Below are 18,168 nucleotides of genomic sequence, written 5' to 3' on the forward strand. Positions count from 1 at the left end.
CACGGCCGATCACCCCGGTGCGGGCGACGCGGCGTGGTCGGCTCCCGCCCCGGCGACCCGCCCGCTCGGCGCGGACCGTCTCACGCCGCCGAGCCGGGCCGCGCCGTTCCCGACGGCGGGTGGTCCCGATCCCGATCCCGGCCGGAGTCTCCCGCCCGCTCCGGTCGCCGGCCGGGCCCGGCCGGTGTGGCGATCACCGGCGGCGCTGGTCGCCGCCATCGTCTCCGCCGTACTGGTGCTGGCCTTCAGCACCTCGGCGGGCGGCATCTACCTGATCAGTCCGAGCGGCGGCGACGTCCGCCAGGTCGCCGGCCCGGACACCTGGCACCCGGGCTGGTCCCCAGGGCACACTCGTCTTCGTCAAGGACGACAGCGCCGGCGACTTCTCGCCGCCACCGGCCCGGTGCACGTGATGAACCTGGACGGGACCGGCGAACGGGCGCTGGGCGGACGGACGGCCAGCGGCGTGGTGCGGTGGGCGCAGTCGGCTCGGCAGTGACCGTCCGGGAGTTGTGGACCGCCGCCGGGCACAGGCCGCGACCGCGGCGGTGTTGGGAACCCGAATAGTGATCGCCGTCGGTATAGCAGCATTGTGCTGCGGCCAGCAGCACAACGCCGAACGCGCGGGCCTGTGTCAGGACGGAGCCCGGCGGCGCGCGGGAGCCGGGCTCCCGCGCGCCGCCGGAACGTGCCGACTCGCGCCGGCTCGAATTCGCCGCGGTTCAGAATCCGTCCGGCTCGGTGAAGGGGCCGTCCGGGCCGTAGGCGGCGACCTCGGTGAAGATGGTCGCGCGCATCGCCGGGTCCTGCAGCGGACGCAGCGGCGAGGTGGCCGGCTTGTGGTCCGCTCCACGTTCCCAGGTCACGAACTCGGCCATGCTCGCCCACTCGCTGACGACGGCGAACTTCGTCGGCTCGGCGGCGGAGCGCAGCAGGCGGTTCCCGAGCAGGCCGGGCGTGCCCACCAGCTTGGAGCTGATCTCGTGGTAGGCACGCTCGACCGCGCCCTGATCCTCGGCCGGGTCGACCGCCCACAGCATCACCCGCACCCGGCCACCGTCACCGGCCTCAGCCTCGACCGGGCCGGACGCGGGCGACCCGGCAACAGCCGACTCGCCAGTGGACGACTCGGCCACAGCCGGCTCCGCGGTCGCCGGCTCCGCTGGAGCCGACTCCGCTGAGGCGGTCTCCTGCGGGTCGGTCTCCGGCGGGGCATCCGCCTTCTTCTTGCGGCGGATCACTCGGCCGCCGCGCCGACAAGGTGGGTGAGCACGGTCCCGGTGACCATCGAGCCGCTGGCCCGCAGGGGGTGGAGGATCTTGCGGTGCTCCAGGTGGCCGGGGCTCAGCTCGAACTCGCGGAACTTCGGCTCGTCCACCCAGTCGCTGATGATGTAGTACGTGCTCGGCTCGTCCTCGGAGCGGATCAGCCACTGGCCGAGGTTCGCCGGGTGGCTGGTCACGCCGTCCCCGATCCGCAGCCAGGTCTGCTCGAACTCCTGCTCGCGGCCCGGGTGGATGTGCATGGTCAGCATGATGCGGAACGGCTGGGGGTGGCCCATCAGATTCCTCCGTCGACCGTGAAGGTGGCGCCGTTGACGTAGCTGGACACGTCGCTGGCGAGGAACAGGACGACGGCGGCGACCTCGTTGGCCTCGCCGAGCCGGCCCAGCGGGATGCGGTTGGTGTACGCGGCGCGCGCCGCCGGGGGCATGCCGGCCGCCTGGTCGGTCTCGATGACGCCCGGCGAGACCAGGTTCACCCGGATGCCCTTGGAGCCGAGCTCCTTGGACAGCGAGCGGGTGAGGCCGATCAGGCCCGTCTTGGCCGCCGTGTAGTGGGCGCGCAGCGGCACGCCGACGAGCCCGGCGCCGGACCCGATGTTGACGACCGTCCCGGAGTCGCCGAGCAGCGGCAGCGCACCCTGGGTGACGAGGTGGGTCGCGGTCAGGTTGGTGGTCAGCACCTGCGTCCAGGCGTCCAGCGGCAGGTCGGCGTACGGGATGTGGCTGATCGTCCCGACGCTGTTCACGACGATGTCGAGGCTGCCGCCGAGGTGGGTGCCGGCCGCTGACAGCAGCTCGGTGATCTGCGCGGGGTCGGCGACGTCGGCCTGCACCAGCAGGTGGTCGTTGCCGGTGTCCTTGAGCTCGCGGCGCAGGCTCTCGGCGTCCTCGGTCTGGCGCTGGTGGCCGACCACGACGGTGGCGCCGGCCTGGGCGAGCCCGAGCACGACGGCCCGGCCGATACCGCGCGTGCCGCCGGTGACCAGGGCACGCTTGCCGGCCAGGTCTGGGAACATCAGTGATCCTCTCGAAAGGTGAGTCCGGAACGTTCCGGTGGCCTTGGCCACCCGGGATCCCCCGGCGCGCCGACGGCGTCGTCAGCGCGCCGGAGAGGCAGGTCAGTCGGTGTCGACCGCCCGCAGGACGAGCGAGCTGTTGAACCCGCCGTGGCCGCGCGCGTTGACCAGCGCGACCCGGACCCGGCCCTCGCGCGGCGAGCGCACCAGGTCGAGGCCGTGGGCGGGGTCGGGCTCGTCGAGGTTGCCCACGGCGGGGATCACCCCGTCGCGGATCGACAGCAGCGCGGTCGCCGCGGCGAGGGCGGAGCCGCCGGCGCACAGCCGTCCGATGAGCCCCTGCGGGGCGGTGACGGGCACCGCTCCGGCGCCGAAGACGGCCCGGATGGCCTCCGCCTCCAGCGCGTCGAGGTCCGGTGAGCCGGCGCCGTCGGCGAACACGACGTCGACGTCGGCGGGGGTGAGCTCCGCGTCGGCGAGCGCGCGGCGCATCGCCGCGGCCAGCCAGCGCGAGTCCGCCGGCGCCTGCTCGTGGTGCGCGCCGTCGTGGGTGGCCGCGTAGCCGGCGATCTCGCCGTAGACGCGGGCGCCGCGGCGGGCCGCGGCAGCCGGGTCCTCGGCGAGCAGGGTCACCCCACCCTCACCGGGCAGGTAACCGTTGGCGCGGACGTCGAACGGCTTGTAGCCGTCCGCGGGGCTCGCCGCGGAGCTGACCCGGCCGCTGCTGAGGTGGCAGGTCAGCGCGTACGGCGTCAGCCCGCACTCGGCGCCGCCGGCGAGCACCGTGGGGGTGCCGCGCCGGATGGTGCGCCGGGCCTGGGCGAGGCTGTCGACGCCGCCGGCGCCGTCGGAGACGAGGACGCCCGACGGGCCCTTGAGCCCGTGCCGGATCGAGGTCTGGCCGGTCGCCGCCGCGTAGAACCAGGCGATCGACTGGTAGACACTGACCGCGGTGCGCCCGCGCGTCCACAGCCGGGACAGCTCCCGCTGGCCGAAGTCGTTGCCCCCCGAGCCGCTACCGAAGACCACCGACGTCTCGTACGGGTCGTGCTCGGCCGGGTCGTAGGCGGCGTCGGCCAGCGCCAGCTTGGACGCGGCCATGCCCATCCAGGTCCAGCGGTCGGTCTGCACGAGGTAGCGGTGGTCGACGAACTCCTCGGCGACGAAGTCGGGGACCTCGCCGGCGATCCGGGTGTCGTAGCGGCTCGCGTCGAACCGGGTGATCGGCGCGACGCGCAGCTCGCCGCGCAGCGTCGAGGCCCAGTAGGCGTCGAGGCCCACCCCGCTGGGCGCGATGACCCCGAGCCCGGTGATGACCGGCCGCACCGGGCCCGCGGCCCGGCCGGCCGTACCGGCCGGCGCGGTGTCCAGGACGGTCATGCCCGGTCCGCCGAGGCCAGGACGATGGCCGACTGGAACCCGCCGAACCCGCTGCCGACCGACAGTGCCGCGTCCACCGTGTGGTCGCGGGCGGTGTTCGGGACGTAGTCCAGGTCGCACTCGGGGTCGCGGGTCGACCAGTTCGCCGTCGGCGGCACCACGTTGTGCTCGATCGCCAGGGCGCAGGCCGCGAGCTCGATGGAGCCGATCGCGCCGAGGGAGTGGCCGACCATCGACTTGATCGAGCTGACCGGCACCTCGTGGGCGTGGGCGCCCAGCGACCGCTTGAAAGCGGCCGTCTCGTGCCGGTCGTTCTGCTTCGTCCCCGACCCGTGGGCGTTGACGTAGTCGACGGCGGACGGGTCGAGCCGCGCCTGGTCCAGGGCGATGCGGATGGCCTCGGCCATCTCGACGCCGTCCGGGCGCAGGCCGGTCATGTGGAAGGCGTTGGACCGCGAGGCGTACCCGCCGACCTCACAGTAGATGTGCGCGCCACGGGCCCGGGCCGACTCCAGCTCCTCGAGGATCAGCACGGCGCTGCCCTCTCCCATCACGAAGCCGTCGCGGCTGGCGTCGAACGGCCGCGAGGCGTGCTCGGGGTCGTCGTTGCGGGCCGAGGTGGCGCGGATGGCGTCGAAGCAGGCGATGGAGATCGGCGAGAGCGGCGCGTCGGAGGCGCCGGCGATCACGATGTCCGCCTCGCCGTCGACGATGAGCTGGTGGCCGTAGCCGACCGCGTCGATGCCGGAGGTGCACCCGGTGGAGACCACGAACGACGGGCCGTGCGCGCCGAAGCGGCAGGCGATCTCGGTGGCCAGGCAGCTCGGCACGAGCGCGTGGTAGAGGAACGAGCTCGCGTAGCGCGGGTCGACCTCCCAGTGCTTCCCGCCGTCGCTGACGACCACGTACTCGTTCTCGAGCCGGGTGGTCGCCCCGACGGCGCTGCCCATGCTCACCCCGACGACCGGCCCGTCGCCCGGCTCGCGTTCGGTGCCGCCGACACCGAGGCCGAGGTCCAGCCCGCTGTCGGCCACCGCCTCCGCGGCCGCGGCCAGCGCGAACTGCACGAACCGGTCGTTGCGCGCGATCTCCTGGCGGGTGAGGCCGGCGGCGAGCGGGTCGAAGTCGCATTCGGCCGCGACCTGTGACCGGAACGGCGACGGGTCGAAGAAGGACAGCCGGCGGGTGGCGGTGCGGCCGTCTGTGAGCAGGGTCCAGAACTCTTTGCGGTTCGAGCCACCGGGGGCGACGACGCCGACCCCGGTCACCGCGGTGCGGCGCGGACCCCCGTCCCGTGACGCCGGCCCGTGAGCGTCGTCCGGCCGCGACCGCTGCGTGGGTTTGTTCACTGCTGCGACTGCTCGGGTAGCGGCTCGGTGTCCACGTGCCCGAGGTCGGGCCGCGGCGCGAGCGGGCTGAGGTGGAAGACGAGAAAGGCCACCTCGTCGCCGGTGTTCACGATCCGGTGCCGCATGCCGATCGGGATGAGCAGGCCGTGCTCGGCGGGCAGCGCGGTGTGCTCGCCGTCGAGGCGGGCGGTGACCGCGCCGCTGACGCAGTAGAGGAACTCCTCGGAGTAGGGGTGCCAGTGCTCGGTCACCACTTCTTCGGGCTGCAGGGTGAGGGTGCCCAGGAACCCGGACTTGGCGCCGACGGTCGCCGGGGACAGCAGCGTGCGGATGTCACCGCCGCGGCGCCGGTTGGCCGGCACGTCGTGGATCGAGAGGACCTTGGGGACCGTCAGGGGCGCGGGGGTTGCGATGCTCACCGTTATCTCCTCAGACCTGCTCGGGAACCTGGACCTGGTCGGCCGCCGGCGCGGCGGCGCGGGCCGCCGCCTCGACCTTGCCGCGGATGGCCGCCTGCTCGCGCGGTGTGTTCGTGTTGATCCGCTCGGTCATCTGCTCGGTCGTCACCGGCGCCGTCGGGCGCATCTTGAAGTCCTGCACCCAGCGCATCCGGGTGCCGGTGCCCTCGGGCAGGTACGTCCACTCGATGTGCATGTACTCGAAGGGCCCCGTCTCCACCCGGTAGGCGCGGACCTTGTGGTTCACCGGGTCGAGGGTGCGCTCGGACACCCAGCTCCAGGACGTCCCGTTCTCGTCCGGGTGCATCGTCAGCCGAAACTTGAAGGTGTTCTCGGCCTTCTCGAGGATCTCGACCGAGGCGTACTCGGTGAACAGCGACGGCCAGGACTCCAGGTCGTTCGTCATGGACCAGACGAGGTCGATGTCGGCATCGATGAAGATCGAGTTGTCGGTGTGCCCGCTCATGTGTTTCTCCGGTTCGCTCACTGGAGGGGAATGGTCTCGGCCTGGAGTCTCAGGCGACCTCGGACTGCAGGAGCGCGCTGTTCACCGTGGTGAGGATGTCGGCGAGGGTGTATCCCTCCGGCGCCTCGTTCGGCAGGTCGACACCGAACCGCTCCTGTACCTCGGCCTGGAGCTGCAGGTAGGCGAGCGAGTCCAGACCGATGTCGGTGAACGTCACGCCGAGTTCGGTCGGACGGTCCTCCGGCGGCAGGCCGGCCTGCTCCACGAGGAAGTCGAGAAGCTCGTCGGCGGTCCACTGCAGGGGCATCTGCGTTCCCTTCTCACCATTCCCGCGTCCGCGGGATACGGTTGTGACATCAATCTCTGAAACTCGGGCAGCCTGAAAGCTCGAAAGACAGCGCTCCGGAGACCGGGCGGCCTGAACCCGGGGCACCCGAAACCACGGTGACCTGCGTTCGGGGGGGCTGGGAGCGGACGGCCGGCGGACCGCCGGCCGCGGGCGCGCGGACCCGGCCCGGACAGCGGCGTCCGAGGCTCGGGCAGGGCGGCCTGCGGGCATGGCGGGGCCACCAGCCGCGCGGGGCGGATGGCTGCGGCGCATGCGACGAAGGTCGGGACGGCCCGTTCGTCCTGCGGCGGCCGGCCGCGCGGAGGCGGAGCCCCGGGGCCGGCGCGGAACCTGGTCCCGCGCCGGCGCGGGCTCAGGGACCGCTCTGATCGGCCACCCAGGTGTAGAAGCTGTCGGCCATCGCGTCCCGGGGGCCGTGCCAGGTCTGCGGGTCGTACGCCGCGATGTACTTCTCGAGCTTGCTGTTCACGTCGACGAACAGCGGGTGCTCCCGAACCGGCGGCAGCGTGCCGTTGATGTCCGCCCGGCTCTCGATGAGATGGAAGTACAGCCCGTGGAAACGGAAAAGGTCGCGCCGGGCGACGCCGACGAGATGTGGAAGCTCGCCGGCGTCCGACTCCGCGAAGACGTCGGCGACCGCACCGGCGTCTTCGGGGTTCATCCGGGCGACAATCAGCGTCCGCTGGCTGGTCGTGCGTTGGTTCGGAACCGAGCCGGATTCCGTCGGCACTCGATCTCCTCTTTCGGAGTCACGATGAACAGGCTGCGCCGCGCGTGTTCGAACACGGCCGACCGCTACCGAAGGGCCGGATCAACCCGAAGACACCGGCCATATCGGATGCGCTCGGCACCGACACGCGCAAGTGACCGGTCTCACGCGTTCGCCGGTCGGCGAAGCCACCTGGCCGGTTCCTGCTGTGGTGGTCCGCGCCAGTTATACGTAATTCCGGTTGCTCATCGGAATCATGCGGCCCATCGGAACTTCTGTCCGGCATTCCGGGTGGCAGGAAGTTGCCCTGACCATCTACTGCCAACGATCCGACCAACTGATCACAACGCGGTTACAACCAACCCCGCCGGGCCGCGACCGTCCCGGCCTGAAAGCGGCTACGGGCGTCCAGGCGGGTCATGAGGTCGGCGACCATCCGACGCACCGTACGGACGGACACCCCGAGATGGCGGGCCGCCGCCTCGTCCTTCACACCCAGGCTGAGCAGCCTTAAAAGCAGCCGCTCGGTGTCGTTCGGCCGGTCGTCCGCAGGGCTCTCCAGGTCGCCGTCGGCCTCCGCGGCCAGCGGCTCGGCGCTGTCCCAGACCTGCTCGAACAGCATCGTGACCAGGTTCGCCAGCGCGGGCGAGCGCACGATCAGCGCGTGCGGGTCGGTGCCGTGCTGCACGAACTGCACCAGCCCGACCCGGCCGTCCACGGTCGTCGCGTCGATGCGCGGGTCGTCGGCGAGCCGGGCCTCCAGGCCGTGCGAGGCGACCGTGCGGACGTAACCGACACCCGTCTCGTCGGTGCTGACCGTGCGTGGGAGGACGCTGCGCATCGCGACACCGCGCTGCAGCGCCCGCAGCTCGACCGGGAGAACCTCCGCGGTCAACGCCGGCGGGCGGCCGCGCCGGGTGTGCAGCGCGAGCACCTCCTTCTCGGCCCGGCCGACAAGGGTGAGCAGTTCGGCCCGGGCCTGGTCGGCGCTGTCGATGTGCTCGACCTCCGCGCCGTCCCCACCGGGCCGGTTGTCCAGGTACTCCGAGACGAACGTGCTCACCTGCGCCCGGGCCCGGACAAGCCGCTCGTGGCGGCGGATGAGCGCCTCGTGCTGGGCCTGGAGCAGATGCTCCAGACCGGCCTCCGGGTGGACGGCGACCAGGTGGCCGGGGTGTTCGGTGGAGGGCAACAGCAGTGACAACTCGACGAGCCGGTCCCGTGACCGGCGGACCGTGTCGTTCGCCTGCCCCACCGCCGTGGCCACCCCGTCGACATCCATGTCGGGATGTCTCAGCCACAACCGGTAGGCCGACAGCGTGACGTCGTCGAGACCGAGAAGCTCGAGCAAGATCCCCTTCCCAGGTCGAAGCGGATGGTCCGCGGGCGCTGGGGCGGCACGCGCGGTGTCGTTCACCGTGAGCCGGTCGGCAGCCCCGGTCGCTGGCTCTCCGCGGAGACCACCTCCAGGGCGTGGCGGACCAGCGCGATGAGCGACTGGCGCACCGACTCCCGCTGGCGGGCGTCGCACAGCACCATCGGCCGGCGGGGGTCGAGGTCCAGCGCCGCGCGGATGTCCTCGCTGCGGTAACGGCGCGCGCCCTCGAAGTGGTTCAGGGCGATGAGGAACGGGATGTCACGTTCCTCGAAGTAGTCGATGGCGGGAAACGAGTCGGCGAGACGGCGGGTGTCGACGAGCACGATCGCGCCGATCGCACCCAGGACGAGTTCGTCCCACATGAACCAGAAGCGGTCCTGGCCGGGGGTCCCGAACAGGTAGAGAATCACGCTGTCGACCAGGGTGATTCGGCCGAAGTCCATGGCCACCGTCGTCGTCGTCTTGGACGCGACGGCGCTGGTGTCGTCAACACCGATACTCGCGGACGTCATCGCGGCCTCGGTGGTGAGCGGGGGAATCTCGCTCACCGCGCCGACGAACGTCGTCTTCCCGACTCCGAAACCACCGGCAACGATGATCTTGACCGGATGCGGCGCCGGTGTATCGGCCGCTCGGGTCCTAGAGAGCCTGGAGTCCACTGAGCACCTTTTCGATAATCGCCACGCTGGGGCGGTCCGACGTTCGTTCGGGCCGGTGCACACTCACCAGCCCGGCGTCGAGCATGTCGCCGACGAGCACACGTGCCACGCCGACTGGGAGGTTGAGTCGGGCGGAGATCTCGACGACGGACTGGAGCCGCTGGCAGAGCACCGCTATGGCACGCTGCTCCGGTTCCAGCGTGGTCGCGATGGCCCGCCCCTGCGGAGAGGTGGACACCAGGGCCACCAGATCCAGGGTCCGGTTACTGGGACGGGTGCGCCCCCCCGTGACGGCGTAGGGCCGCACCACCGGCCCGGCCTCGTCGTCGAACCATTCCTCATCCCCTGACACCGCGGTCCTCCTGCCTGGGATCGTCATTTGCCCGCGGTGGCCGCGTCACCGGTTCCAGCCCGTGGGGAACGGGCCGGAACCGGTGACGCGCCACCGCGCGTGCATTCGGACAGGTCCTAAATCGGCAGCGCCGACTGCATTTCGGCGCGAAGCTCCGGCGTCAGAAACTCACCCACCCTCGTCACCAGCAGCGCCATCTCGTAGGCGATGAGACCGATATCCGCGCCCGGGCTGCTGAGAATAGCCAGGCACGAGCCGTCACCGACCGCGGTGACGAACAGGAATCCCGCCTCCATCTCGACGATGGTCTGCCGAACGTTACCGCCGCCGAAGAACCGGCCGGCGCCCCGGGCGAGGCTGTTGAATCCGGACGCCACCGCGGCGAGCTGGTCAGCGGTGGCCCGGTCCATTCCACGCGAGGTCGCAAGCAGCAGACCGTCCGAAGAAAGCACGATCACATAGGTGACCTCGGGGACCTTCTTGACCAGGTTGTTGAGCAACCAGTTCATGTTCTCCGACGGCCCCAGCGGACGCATCAGGTTACCTTCCTCACATCATCTCCGTCATTGGACACCGTTCCGTCCTCGATCCCACGGCCGAAGTTGGCCTGGAAGGACGACATCATGCTGCGGATCTCCTCGGGTGAACGAGGGCCCGCGGCGAGCGACGAACGGCCCGCGTCCGCGTTCTCCCGGCGCAGCTGCGGCGCCAGGTTCGCGCGCCGCCGCCGCTTGGGCAGGCCGAGCTCGTCGAGACCGTCGTCGGCGGACTCCTCCGCCGCGGCGGCTCCCGTGTCGAACGGGGGTGCCGCCGGCGGCGGGTTGGCCCCGGGGTAGGCGGAGCCCCCACCGGTGGACTGCCCCGGGTGCGACGACCGGGCCGAGCGGCGGAAGGCGCCGTCGCCGATGCCGCCGTCCTGGCGTCCGGGGTAGGCCTGTTCCGCCCCGCCGTACCCGTTCTCCCGCATGGGACGGCCGAATTCCTGGCCGCGGTCCGCGCGGGGCTCGCGGTAGCCGGTCCCGTCCCCGGCCGGGCCCTGCTGGCCCGGTGGCGTGTAGTCGGCGCGGGCGTAGCCGCCCGAGGCCCGCCCGGTCCGTGAGCGGGACGGCAGCCCGGCCCCGGGCTGGGAGTCACCCGAGCCGAAGCCGTCACCCGAACCGAAACCGTCATCCGAACCGAAACCTCCGGCCGAGCCGAAGCCGTCGCCGGTCTCCTGCCCCAGGCCGCCGCCATTCCCGAAACCGCCGTCGTTCCCGGGACCACCATCGGTCCCGAGGCCGCCGCCGGTACCGAGGCCGCCGCCGGTACCGAAACCGGACCGGCTGAACTCGGCGGTGTGGTAATCCGAGTCAGCGAAGCCACCCGATCCGTTGCCGGCCATGCCGTTGGCGCCGACATCGGTCGCGCCGCCACCGAAGCCGCCGGCGTAGCCGCCGCCGTCACCGAAGCCCGCGTCACCGTAGCCGCCGCCGTTCGGACCGAAGCCGCTGAACTGACCGGTGTCGGGCGGAGCGCTGAACAGCGAGCCGCCACCGAACTCGCCACCACCCGGAGGCGGACCGAACAGCGAGGCCGCCGGGTCGGACCGTCCGTCGGACCAGCCCGTGTTCCTCCCGGCCCCCGCGTCGTCCGGGTAACCGGCGCCGTCCCGGGACGGCGGGAGCTCGGCCCGCCGCGTCGGGCCGGTCAGCTCGCCCGGACGGCGCGGCGGTACCGGACCGTCGTCGTCTCCCTCGTCGTCTGTCCGGTTCCTGCCACCGGGCTTCTCCGCGACGAACCAGCTCGACCGCGCCGTGGCGAAGACCGGGAGGTCGTCGATCAGCGTCTCGTCGGCGCTGGTGCCGGCACCGTTGACGGCTCCGCCCGCCGACAGCGCCGCCGCGTCCAGGGCGTCCCCGGGGATGTCCCCCGCCCAGTGGCCGTTGCTCTCCGGGCCGGCGCCACCGGCCCCGTTCACCCGGTCACCGATGCCGTTGAGCGAACCGGCCAGGTCCGAGCCCTGCGTGCCGGCGCTCGACGCGCCGACCGCGGCGAACTCGCGCGGGCTGCTGTCCTCGCCCTTGTCGTCGGAGGCACGCAGCAGGGTCGCGGGCAGCAGGACGATCGCCATCGTGCCGCCGTACGGCGACGGCCGCAGCCGCACCTGGACGTCGTGCCGCTCCGCCAGCCGGCTGACCACGAACAGACCCAGCCGCTCGCTGGTCGACAGGTCGAACGGCGGCGGGTTCGCCAGCCGGTTGTTGAGCGCGTCGATCTCCTCCTGGTTCATCCCGAGTCCGCGGTCCTCGATCTCGACCACGAAGCCGTTGGAGACCGGGTGCCCGGCGACCTGCACGGGCGTGTGCGGGGGCGAGAAGGAGGTAGCGTTCTCGATCAGCTCGGCGAACATGTGGATCACGTCACCGACCGCGTGGCCGGAGACGGCGCCACCGGTGATGGGCAGGACCTTGACCCGGGTGTAGTCCTCGACCTCGGCGACCGCACCGCGGACGACGTCCTTGATCGGAACCGGCCGGCGCCAGCCACGGGCGGGCTTGGAGCCGGAGAGGACGATGAGGTCCTCGGCGTGGCGCCGCATACGGGTCGCGAGATGGTCGAGGCGGAACAGCTCCTCGAGCTCGTCCGGGTCGGTCTCCTTGCGCTCCAGCGCGTCGATGATCTTCAGCTGGCGGTGGATCAGGGCCTGGCTGCGGCGGGCGAGGTTGAGGAAGGTGTCCCCGATGCTCTTGCGCATCGCGGCCTGCTCGACGGCGGTGCGCACCGCCACCTCGTGCACCGTGGCGAACGCCTCCGCCAGCTGGCCGATCTCGTCCTTGCTGGTCGCGGGTACCGGGAAGGACTCGGCGTCGATGTCGACGGGCTCACCCCGGTGCAGCCGGTCGACGACGCTGGGCAGCCGCTCGTTGGCGACGTCGAGCGCGCCTCCACGCAGGCGGCGGAGCTGGCCGATCATGGGGCTCGCGACGAGCAACGAGATCACGACCGACAACACGAGAATGATCGCCACGCCGATGCTTCCGAGCAGGGCGTCCCGCGAGGCCGTGCTCGCGATGTCGCGGCTTGTCGCCGCCAGGTCGGTCGCGATCTGCACCTCGACGTCGTGCATCTGGCCGATCTTGCCGTCGGCGGCGGTCAGCCAGTCACGAAGGCCGACGGTGGGGGGTTGCTGCGCGCTGAGCGCGCTGACCACGTCCTCGCGCATCTGGTTGACGCCGGTGGCCGAGCGCCCGACCGTGTTCGTGAACAGCTCCAGCTCGGACGGCGTCGCCGTGGTGCGGAACTGCTCGGTCCAGGCGGTCTCCGCGCCGGCGGTGGCCAGCAGCGCGCGCAGCATCTGCGGGTTGGCCCCGCCCAGGGAGAGCATCTGGGCGACCGAACCACGCTGCTGGGAGGCCTGTTCCTTGGCCTGGGAGATACCGGCCAGCGTGGTAGCACCGTTGACCAGCTTGGCGTCGGAGCTACCGGCCGCGACTCGCGCGTTGAGTAGCAGCAGCTCGTTCACGGCCTCGTTGTAGAAGGCCCCGTTCGCCGCGATCTGGGTCTGGCGAGCGTCAATCTGCTTGCGGTGCTCGGCCAGCTGGTCGAGATGTGTCCGGATGGAACTCAGCGTCGAGCCGAGGGCGTCGCGCGCGGACGCGGGCAGCGTCTGCTCGTCGGCCTGGTAGGCGGCGAGGGCCTCGTCGACGGGCTTGCGCGCCGCCACCGCCCCCTCCCCCAGCACCGGGTTGGTGAAGCCCGATCCGACGTAAGAGTTGGTCGCATAGCGTTCGCGCTGAAGCACGTGGACCAGGTTGTTACCTTTGATCGAGAAGTCGGCGAGCGCCTCGATGCGGTCCGCGGCCCGGACGTTGTCGACGTCCCCGCGCACCTGTATCGCGCTCAGCACGGCCAGCGCGGCCAGCGGGACGATCAGAATCACCACTAGCTTCGAGCGGATGGGCCAATTCCGGAGCATCCAGTCCTCTCGTCCGACGCCCCGGGGTTGGGCGCCTCGTGTGCGGGTTGAGCGAGTCGCTCATTCGATGCCTGGTCCGCGACGGACGGCGCGCGACAAGGGCGGACCGCGATCGAATGACACCCGGCCCGCGCCCGCCTGAAAGCGTCCGACGTCGGACAACTGTAGCGAGCCTGCCTGCAAGTCCCCTCAGCACGTCCCATCAGCACACCGATGAGGACGGCGAGAGTGGGCGGCCTTTGTCAACCGGCTCACGGAAGGGGTATTCCCGGCAGGAATCACGGAATCACAGGCTGTAAGCGCTCCCCGCCTTGGCGCCAGCGATTGTTGGACGCCCTTTGATATACAGGAATACATACGGCATGGTGATGCACATCACATCAGGCGTGGTCTAGATCCTGTCCCGATAGCCGTCAGCAGGCGTACTACCTGCGCATTCGCAAACGGGAACCGATCACCGTCGACGAACGGCGCAGCGGACGGGGAAGCCGCGGCGGCCCATTCGCCCGCGGCGCAGGCCACCATGCCCGGCGCCCGAACGCGGGCCGACACGTCCGAGGCATCCGACGGCACGGAGCGCCCCGGATGAGCAAATTTGCCGCCCGTTGGGTTGAAGTCGGGTTTGGGTTCGCGATCCGGAGCGCTGCGCCGACCCGCCGCGCGACCCGGCGGCCGTCCACCGCCGGTGCCTCGGACGGTCGCTGTCGCGGCGGCCGAACTCACTGCCGCGCGACGGCGATCCCGCGTGCAACCGCGTGAAGACCCAGGTGGGACGTGCCCCGGAGAGACCGGCCGGGACGGACCGGGTCCCGCCCTCACACCCCTGGATTTGACCGAAAGCGGCATTCTTCGTGTAGCAGCTTCGACCAGGCCGCTCCCCGCCGACCGCACCGCCCAACCCGGTTTGCACTGCTGGCCACCAGACATCCTCGCTGGCCACCGGACGTCCCGCCGGCCGCCGCGCGCAACCCGCGGACCCGCACAACCCGCAAGCCGCTGTCCGAGCACGGGATGGTCGCAAGACCGCGGACAGGGCGCGAGCGATCAGGCTCATTCGATCGGGCATTACGCGGGTACCGGCCGTCCGCCGTTCGACTCCGGTCCCACGGACGCGGTGCTGTACCGCATCGTCCACGGCACACCGCGCCTGGACGGCCTGCCCGGCTGTCGCACGGCTGGAGCAGAGCGCGGCCGGGCGGCGCCGCCTCGCCGTCGACGGTGCCGGGACGACCTTCGCCGCCGCGGGCGGCGGGGGCGGCCCGACCGTGTTCACCGTGGACCCGGCGCGGCTCGTCCGGCTGGCCTGCGCCGGTGAGGACGCGCCCGACGAGCGGTGCTGGTCCCGGGAACTGCCGGACGCCCCCTTCCTCGGCCCCTGCACACGCTGAGCGAGCGCCCACTCTCGATACGGTCGCCCGACGTGGCAGGCAGGCGCTCAGCGCCAAGTACCGCCCACGCAGCGCGACCAGCGGCGGCCGCCCCCCGTGGATGCAGGTCACAACACTTTCCCCGCCGCCACCTGGCACGCCACCGTGGACATGCAGGACACCGGGGCGCAACGGGGCCGACGCGGCCAGACCACCATGAGCAGCCGAATCACACCGACGCCCGCCATCCGTTTGGAGAAGGAGCGTTCGGTCCATGACTGTCGGGGAGTGGCTCGTCTCGGTCGGGGTGCGTCATCTGGTGACGATGCCGGACGGGCCGTCCCCGGGTGCGGCGCTGACGGGGCCGGGCTCGCCCCACCAGATCGCCGCCCCGGATGAGGCCTGCGCCCGCCTGCTGGCGACAGCCGCCGCCGCACTGGGCCACGGACCTGGCGCGGCCTGGGACGGCGAGGTGCTCACGCTGCTGTCCGCGACGGCCGTGGCCTCCCCCGGGGCCCCGCCCGCCGCACCGACCCGGGTGGATCCGATCCCCTCACCGGCCGCCCTGGTCGCCGCGCTCGAGGCGGCCCGCGCCCGCGGCACGGCCGAGATCCGGCTGCGGCTGGACTTCCCCCTGGACTTCCCCGTTCCCGTGTCTGCCGCCGCGCCCGCGCCCGCGCCCGCGGCCGTGGCGACGGCGACGGCGACGGCGACGGCGACGGCGACGGCGACGGCGACGGCGACGGAATCGGGCACCGCGGCCGGTGCGGCGTCCGAGGTCGTCGGCTCGCTCCTCGCACGGGACGACGCGCCGCTCAACCCGGCCCGCGCCGCCGCCGACGTCGCCGAGACGCTGCCGGCGAACGGGATCGTCCTGGCCGAGCCGGGTGCCGCCGGGCTGTGGGTGGATCACACCGTGCCCACTGTCGGCGGAGAGGTGCGCGTCGCGCCAGCCGGGGGCGGTGTGGCGGTGGCCGGTGCCCTGCTGGCATGGCGGCAGGGCCGGGTGGGGGTGGCGGTCGTCGAGCAGCCCCCGACCGGTACCGCCGCCACCCTGCTCGAGCTGGCCTCGGATCTGGATGCCAGCCTGGTCGTCGAGGTGTGGGGCCGCAGGGGCGGGCTCCGCTCGGCCGCCGACCACCGTGAACGCCTGGCCGCCGCGCTGGGTGCGGGCGGGGTCCGGGTGATCGAGGTCCCGGTCGATTTCACCGCGACGAAACTGCTCATCGACGCGGTCGGTGACGCCGCGGCCGCGCAGGCACGCTGACGCCGGGCTACCGGCACCGGGGCTCTGGCGGCGGGACACCGAGGCCGCCGCCCGGCGACCGACCGGGCCGCGCTGGCGAGAACATCGCGGGAACAGGCGGGAACGCGCCGTCACCTACACTCACAGACCCCTCAGCCCCTTTATCACGAGATGAAGTATCAGAGGGGGCCAGGCAGGCCGACAGGCAACTTCCTGCCAAACCTTTTGGATACCCTTTTTATGTCTGATGATTGCTTTCCTGTGACCTCCCCTGCTGCGGGGTGGTCCTGGTTCGTCCGCGCCTAGGCGGGCACACCGCAGGGCGTGACCGCTCCAGTGCCCCGGCAGCGCACCGAACGCCCCGCGCACCCCCCACCCTGGTGGCGCACACCGTGGTGGCGCCGGCTGGGCTCGCTCGGCGACGCGCGGACGGGTGCCGCGCCGGCCGCCAGCGCCCTCGGCCTGCGCCGGGCGCTGGCCGTGTTCGGCCTGGTCTTCTGCGGGGTCTTCAGCGGTCTGCTCGCGGTGGCCGGCCGAACCGTGCCGGCGGTCGTTCTCGGGATCATCGCCGCCACGGCGCTGGTCGACCTCGTCGTCATCCATCGCCGCGCGGGCGCGGCCCGCCGGGCTGACGGGCCGCGCCCGTAGGGTGTTGCTGTCTCCCCGCCGGAGCGGGTCGGCGCCGCCGCGCGAGCCCGGCCCAGGCCCGCGCTCTCCGGCAGGGTCCTGCGGAGGGGCGGGCGGGCGCGGATGACACCGGTGGGCGGGCGATGACACTGACAGCGACGGGCGGGGCCCCACGCGATCTCGGCGGCGACCCGTTCAGCGAGGCCCTCATGCGCCAGGGGCTGCGCCGGATGCGCACCATCGCGACCGGGCTGCTCGCCTTCATGGTCACCGTGTACGTCGTCGCCTGGCGGTGGGACGCCTCCGGCGCGCCGGGCTGGGTCGGCTACGTGGCGTCCGCGGCCGAGGCCGGCACGGTCGGCGCGCTGGCTGACTGGTTCGCGGTCACCGCGCTGTTCCGGCACCCGCTCGGGCTGCCGATCCCGCACACCGCGATCATCCCGCGCCGTAAGGACGCCCTCGGCCGCGGCCTGCAGAACTTCGTCGGAACGCACTTCCTCGCCGAGGAGGTGATCCGCGAGAAACTGGACCAGCTCGGGGTCGCCAGCCGGGTCGGTGGCTGGCTGCGCCGCCGGGAGAACGCCGAACGCGTGACCTCCGAGGTCTCGGCACGGGTGGCCTCGATGATCTCCGGCATCAGTGACGACCTCGTCCGCGAGCTGGTCGAGAAGACCGTCCTGCCCCGGCTCGTGGAGCGGCGGTGGGCGGGGGTGCTCGGGGTGGCCCTCGACCGGGTGGTCGCGGAGGGCACGCATCATCACCTGGTCGACCTGCTCGTCGCCGAGATCGAGGACTGGCTGAAGCAGAACCCGGACACGGTCGTGCGGATGGTCCGGGAGCAGGCGCCGGCCTGGTCGCCCAAGTGGCTCGACGAGGCGGTCGCCGCCAAGGCGTACGCCGAGGCGCTGCGGTTCGCCGCCGACCTGCGGAGGGACCCCGACCACCGGGTGCGCCGCGCGCTGGACTCCTTCCTCACCACGTTCGCCGAGCGCCTGCGCACCGACGACGAGCTCGGCGAGCGGGTGGAGGCGCTGAAGCGGCGGATCATCGCCCACCCGGAGACCGACCGGGCGGTGTCGGCGATCTGGGCGACCGCCCGCGGCGTACTGCTCGACCTGACCACGGACCCGGACGGAACCGCGCGCACCAGGGCCACCGAGGAGCTGGCGGCCTTCGGGAACCGGCTCGCCACCGAGCCGGCGCTGGCGTCCACCGTGAACCGGGCCGCCGCCGACATCGCCGCCCGCACCGTCGGCCGCTACCGCGAGGACATCGCCGCCGTCATCGGGGACACCGTGGCCCGCTGGGAGCCGGCTGACACGTCCCGGCGGATCGAGCTGCACGTCGGTCGCGACCTGCAGTTCATCCGCATCAACGGGACGGTGGTCGGCGCGCTCGCCGGCCTGGTCATCCACCTGCTCACCGAGCTGCTGCTCTGACGGGTGGGAACATGACCGACGCAGCACACGACGACCCTGGGGGTTGGGTGGAGCGCCGACCGGAGCAACGCGGCACGGGGCCGGGCCGTGCCCGGCCGCCGGGGGGCGGGGGCCCGGGCCCCCCCGCCCGCGC

18 protein-coding genes are annotated in these 18,168 nt (G+C 72.3%); 4 read left to right on the forward strand and 14 right to left on the reverse strand.

What is annotated here, in order from left to right; genetic code table 11:
- Positions 1-184: 184 nt before the first annotated feature.
- Positions 185-499 (forward strand): hypothetical protein, encoded by a 315-nt coding sequence (locus AC559T_RS33980; protein WP_498871299.1) that lies wholly within the window; start codon positions 185-187, stop codon positions 497-499.
- A gap of 223 nt (positions 500-722) precedes the next feature.
- Here the strand turns inward: AC559T_RS33980 and AC559T_RS33985 are convergent, their stop codons facing one another.
- The 14 genes from AC559T_RS33985 to AC559T_RS34050 all read right to left on the reverse strand — a co-directional run bounded on the left by AC559T_RS33985 (position 723) and on the right by AC559T_RS34050 (position 13,356).
- The gene (locus AC559T_RS33985; protein WP_041255782.1) at positions 723-1,040 is read right to left on the reverse strand and encodes an antibiotic biosynthesis monooxygenase family protein; all 318 of its coding nucleotides are present in this window, start codon (positions 1,038-1,040) and stop codon (positions 723-725) included.
- A 197-nt stretch (positions 1,041-1,237) separates the two neighbouring features.
- Positions 1,238-1,561: an antibiotic biosynthesis monooxygenase family protein gene (locus AC559T_RS33990; RefSeq protein ID WP_018505692.1), complete on the reverse strand. Its 324-nt coding sequence runs from the start codon at positions 1,559-1,561 to the stop codon at positions 1,238-1,240.
- Positions 1,561-2,301 (reverse strand): SDR family NAD(P)-dependent oxidoreductase, encoded by a 741-nt coding sequence (locus AC559T_RS33995; RefSeq protein ID WP_071066858.1) that lies wholly within the window; start codon positions 2,299-2,301, stop codon positions 1,561-1,563. The genes AC559T_RS33990 and AC559T_RS33995 overlap by 1 nt, the downstream gene beginning before the upstream one ends.
- Positions 2,302-2,403: 102 nt before the next feature.
- On the reverse strand, positions 2,404-3,681 hold the full coding sequence (locus tag AC559T_RS34000) for a beta-ketoacyl synthase N-terminal-like domain-containing protein (RefSeq protein ID WP_498871300.1): 1,278 nt from the start codon (positions 3,679-3,681) through the stop codon (positions 2,404-2,406).
- Positions 3,678-4,949 (reverse strand): beta-ketoacyl-[acyl-carrier-protein] synthase family protein, encoded by a 1,272-nt coding sequence (locus tag AC559T_RS34005; RefSeq protein WP_112105928.1) that lies wholly within the window; start codon positions 4,947-4,949, stop codon positions 3,678-3,680. The genes AC559T_RS34000 and AC559T_RS34005 overlap by 4 nt, the downstream gene beginning before the upstream one ends.
- A gap of 77 nt (positions 4,950-5,026) precedes the next feature.
- Positions 5,027-5,449, reverse strand: coding sequence for a cupin domain-containing protein (locus AC559T_RS34010; protein WP_018505688.1), 423 nt, complete (start codon positions 5,447-5,449; stop codon positions 5,027-5,029).
- Between the two features lie 10 nt (positions 5,450-5,459).
- Positions 5,460-5,954 carry an SRPBCC family protein gene (locus AC559T_RS34015; RefSeq protein WP_071066856.1) on the reverse strand — a complete coding sequence of 165 codons (495 nt, stop codon included), beginning with the start codon at positions 5,952-5,954 and terminating at the stop codon, positions 5,460-5,462.
- 49 nt (positions 5,955-6,003) lie between these two features.
- Positions 6,004-6,261, reverse strand: coding sequence for an acyl carrier protein (locus AC559T_RS34020; protein ID WP_071066855.1), 258 nt, complete (start codon positions 6,259-6,261; stop codon positions 6,004-6,006).
- A gap of 394 nt (positions 6,262-6,655) precedes the next feature.
- Entirely contained in the window at positions 6,656-7,033 is a 378-nt protein-coding gene (locus AC559T_RS34025) for a TcmI family type II polyketide cyclase (RefSeq protein ID WP_498871301.1), read from the reverse strand.
- Between the two features lie 331 nt (positions 7,034-7,364).
- Positions 7,365-8,363, reverse strand: coding sequence for a LuxR C-terminal-related transcriptional regulator (locus AC559T_RS34030; RefSeq protein WP_020459985.1), 999 nt, complete (start codon positions 8,361-8,363; stop codon positions 7,365-7,367).
- A 62-nt stretch (positions 8,364-8,425) separates the two neighbouring features.
- Positions 8,426-9,049 (reverse strand): GTP-binding protein, encoded by a 624-nt coding sequence (locus AC559T_RS34035; protein ID WP_020459984.1) that lies wholly within the window; start codon positions 9,047-9,049, stop codon positions 8,426-8,428.
- The gene (locus AC559T_RS34040; protein ID WP_020459983.1) at positions 9,030-9,401 is read right to left on the reverse strand and encodes a DUF742 domain-containing protein; all 372 of its coding nucleotides are present in this window, start codon (positions 9,399-9,401) and stop codon (positions 9,030-9,032) included. Before AC559T_RS34040 ends, AC559T_RS34035 begins: the two co-directional genes overlap by 20 nt.
- A 116-nt stretch (positions 9,402-9,517) precedes the next feature.
- Positions 9,518-9,937: a roadblock/LC7 domain-containing protein gene (locus AC559T_RS34045; RefSeq protein WP_018505681.1), complete on the reverse strand. Its 420-nt coding sequence runs from the start codon at positions 9,935-9,937 to the stop codon at positions 9,518-9,520.
- On the reverse strand, positions 9,937-13,356 hold the full coding sequence (locus tag AC559T_RS34050) for a sensor histidine kinase (protein ID WP_498871302.1): 3,420 nt from the start codon (positions 13,354-13,356) through the stop codon (positions 9,937-9,939). The genes AC559T_RS34045 and AC559T_RS34050 overlap by 1 nt, the downstream gene beginning before the upstream one ends.
- Before the next feature lie 1,641 nt (positions 13,357-14,997).
- Between AC559T_RS34050 and AC559T_RS34055 the strand changes: the two genes are divergently transcribed.
- The 3 genes from AC559T_RS34055 (at position 14,998) to AC559T_RS34065 (ending at position 18,035) form a co-directional block, all read left to right on the forward strand.
- Positions 14,998-15,990, forward strand: coding sequence for a hypothetical protein (locus tag AC559T_RS34055; RefSeq protein WP_498871303.1), 993 nt, complete (start codon positions 14,998-15,000; stop codon positions 15,988-15,990).
- A 303-nt stretch (positions 15,991-16,293) separates the two neighbouring features.
- On the forward strand, positions 16,294-16,617 hold the full coding sequence (locus AC559T_RS34060) for a DUF6343 family protein (RefSeq protein ID WP_083391396.1): 324 nt from the start codon (positions 16,294-16,296) through the stop codon (positions 16,615-16,617).
- Positions 16,618-16,739: 122 nt separating this feature from the next.
- The gene (locus AC559T_RS34065) at positions 16,740-18,035 is read left to right on the forward strand and encodes a DUF445 domain-containing protein (RefSeq protein WP_498871304.1); all 1,296 of its coding nucleotides are present in this window, start codon (positions 16,740-16,742) and stop codon (positions 18,033-18,035) included.
- Positions 18,036-18,168: the final 133 nt, after the last annotated feature.

Source organism: Frankia sp. Hr75.2 (genome assembly GCF_949319125.1).
In the GTDB taxonomy this organism is placed as follows: Bacteria; Actinomycetota; Actinomycetes; order Frankiales; family Frankiaceae; genus Parafrankia; species Parafrankia soli.

Bases quoted from the DNA above. Each gene is read 5' to 3' on its own strand.
- AC559T_RS33985 (WP_041255782.1), bottom strand. From the start codon at position 1,040: ATGCTGTGGGCGGTCGACCCGGCCGAGGATCAGGGCGCGGTCGAGCGT.
- AC559T_RS33990 (WP_018505692.1), bottom strand. From the start codon at position 1,561: ATGGGCCACCCCCAGCCGTTCCGCATCATGCTGACCATGCACATCCAC.
- AC559T_RS33995 (WP_071066858.1), bottom strand. From the start codon at position 2,301: ATGTTCCCAGACCTGGCCGGCAAGCGTGCCCTGGTCACCGGCGGCACG.
- AC559T_RS34000 (WP_498871300.1), bottom strand. From the start codon at position 3,681: ATGACCGTCCTGGACACCGCGCCGGCCGGTACGGCCGGCCGGGCCGCG.
- AC559T_RS34015 (WP_071066856.1), bottom strand. From the start codon at position 5,954: ATGAGCGGGCACACCGACAACTCGATCTTCATCGATGCCGACATCGAC.
- AC559T_RS34020 (WP_071066855.1), bottom strand. From the start codon at position 6,261: ATGCCCCTGCAGTGGACCGCCGACGAGCTTCTCGACTTCCTCGTGGAG.
- AC559T_RS34045 (WP_018505681.1), bottom strand. From the start codon at position 9,937: ATGCGTCCGCTGGGGCCGTCGGAGAACATGAACTGGTTGCTCAACAAC.
- AC559T_RS34050 (WP_498871302.1), bottom strand. From the start codon at position 13,356: ATGCTCCGGAATTGGCCCATCCGCTCGAAGCTAGTGGTGATTCTGATC.
- AC559T_RS34055 (WP_498871303.1), top strand. From the start codon at position 14,998: ATGACTGTCGGGGAGTGGCTCGTCTCGGTCGGGGTGCGTCATCTGGTG.
- AC559T_RS34065 (WP_498871304.1), top strand. From the start codon at position 16,740: ATGACACTGACAGCGACGGGCGGGGCCCCACGCGATCTCGGCGGCGAC.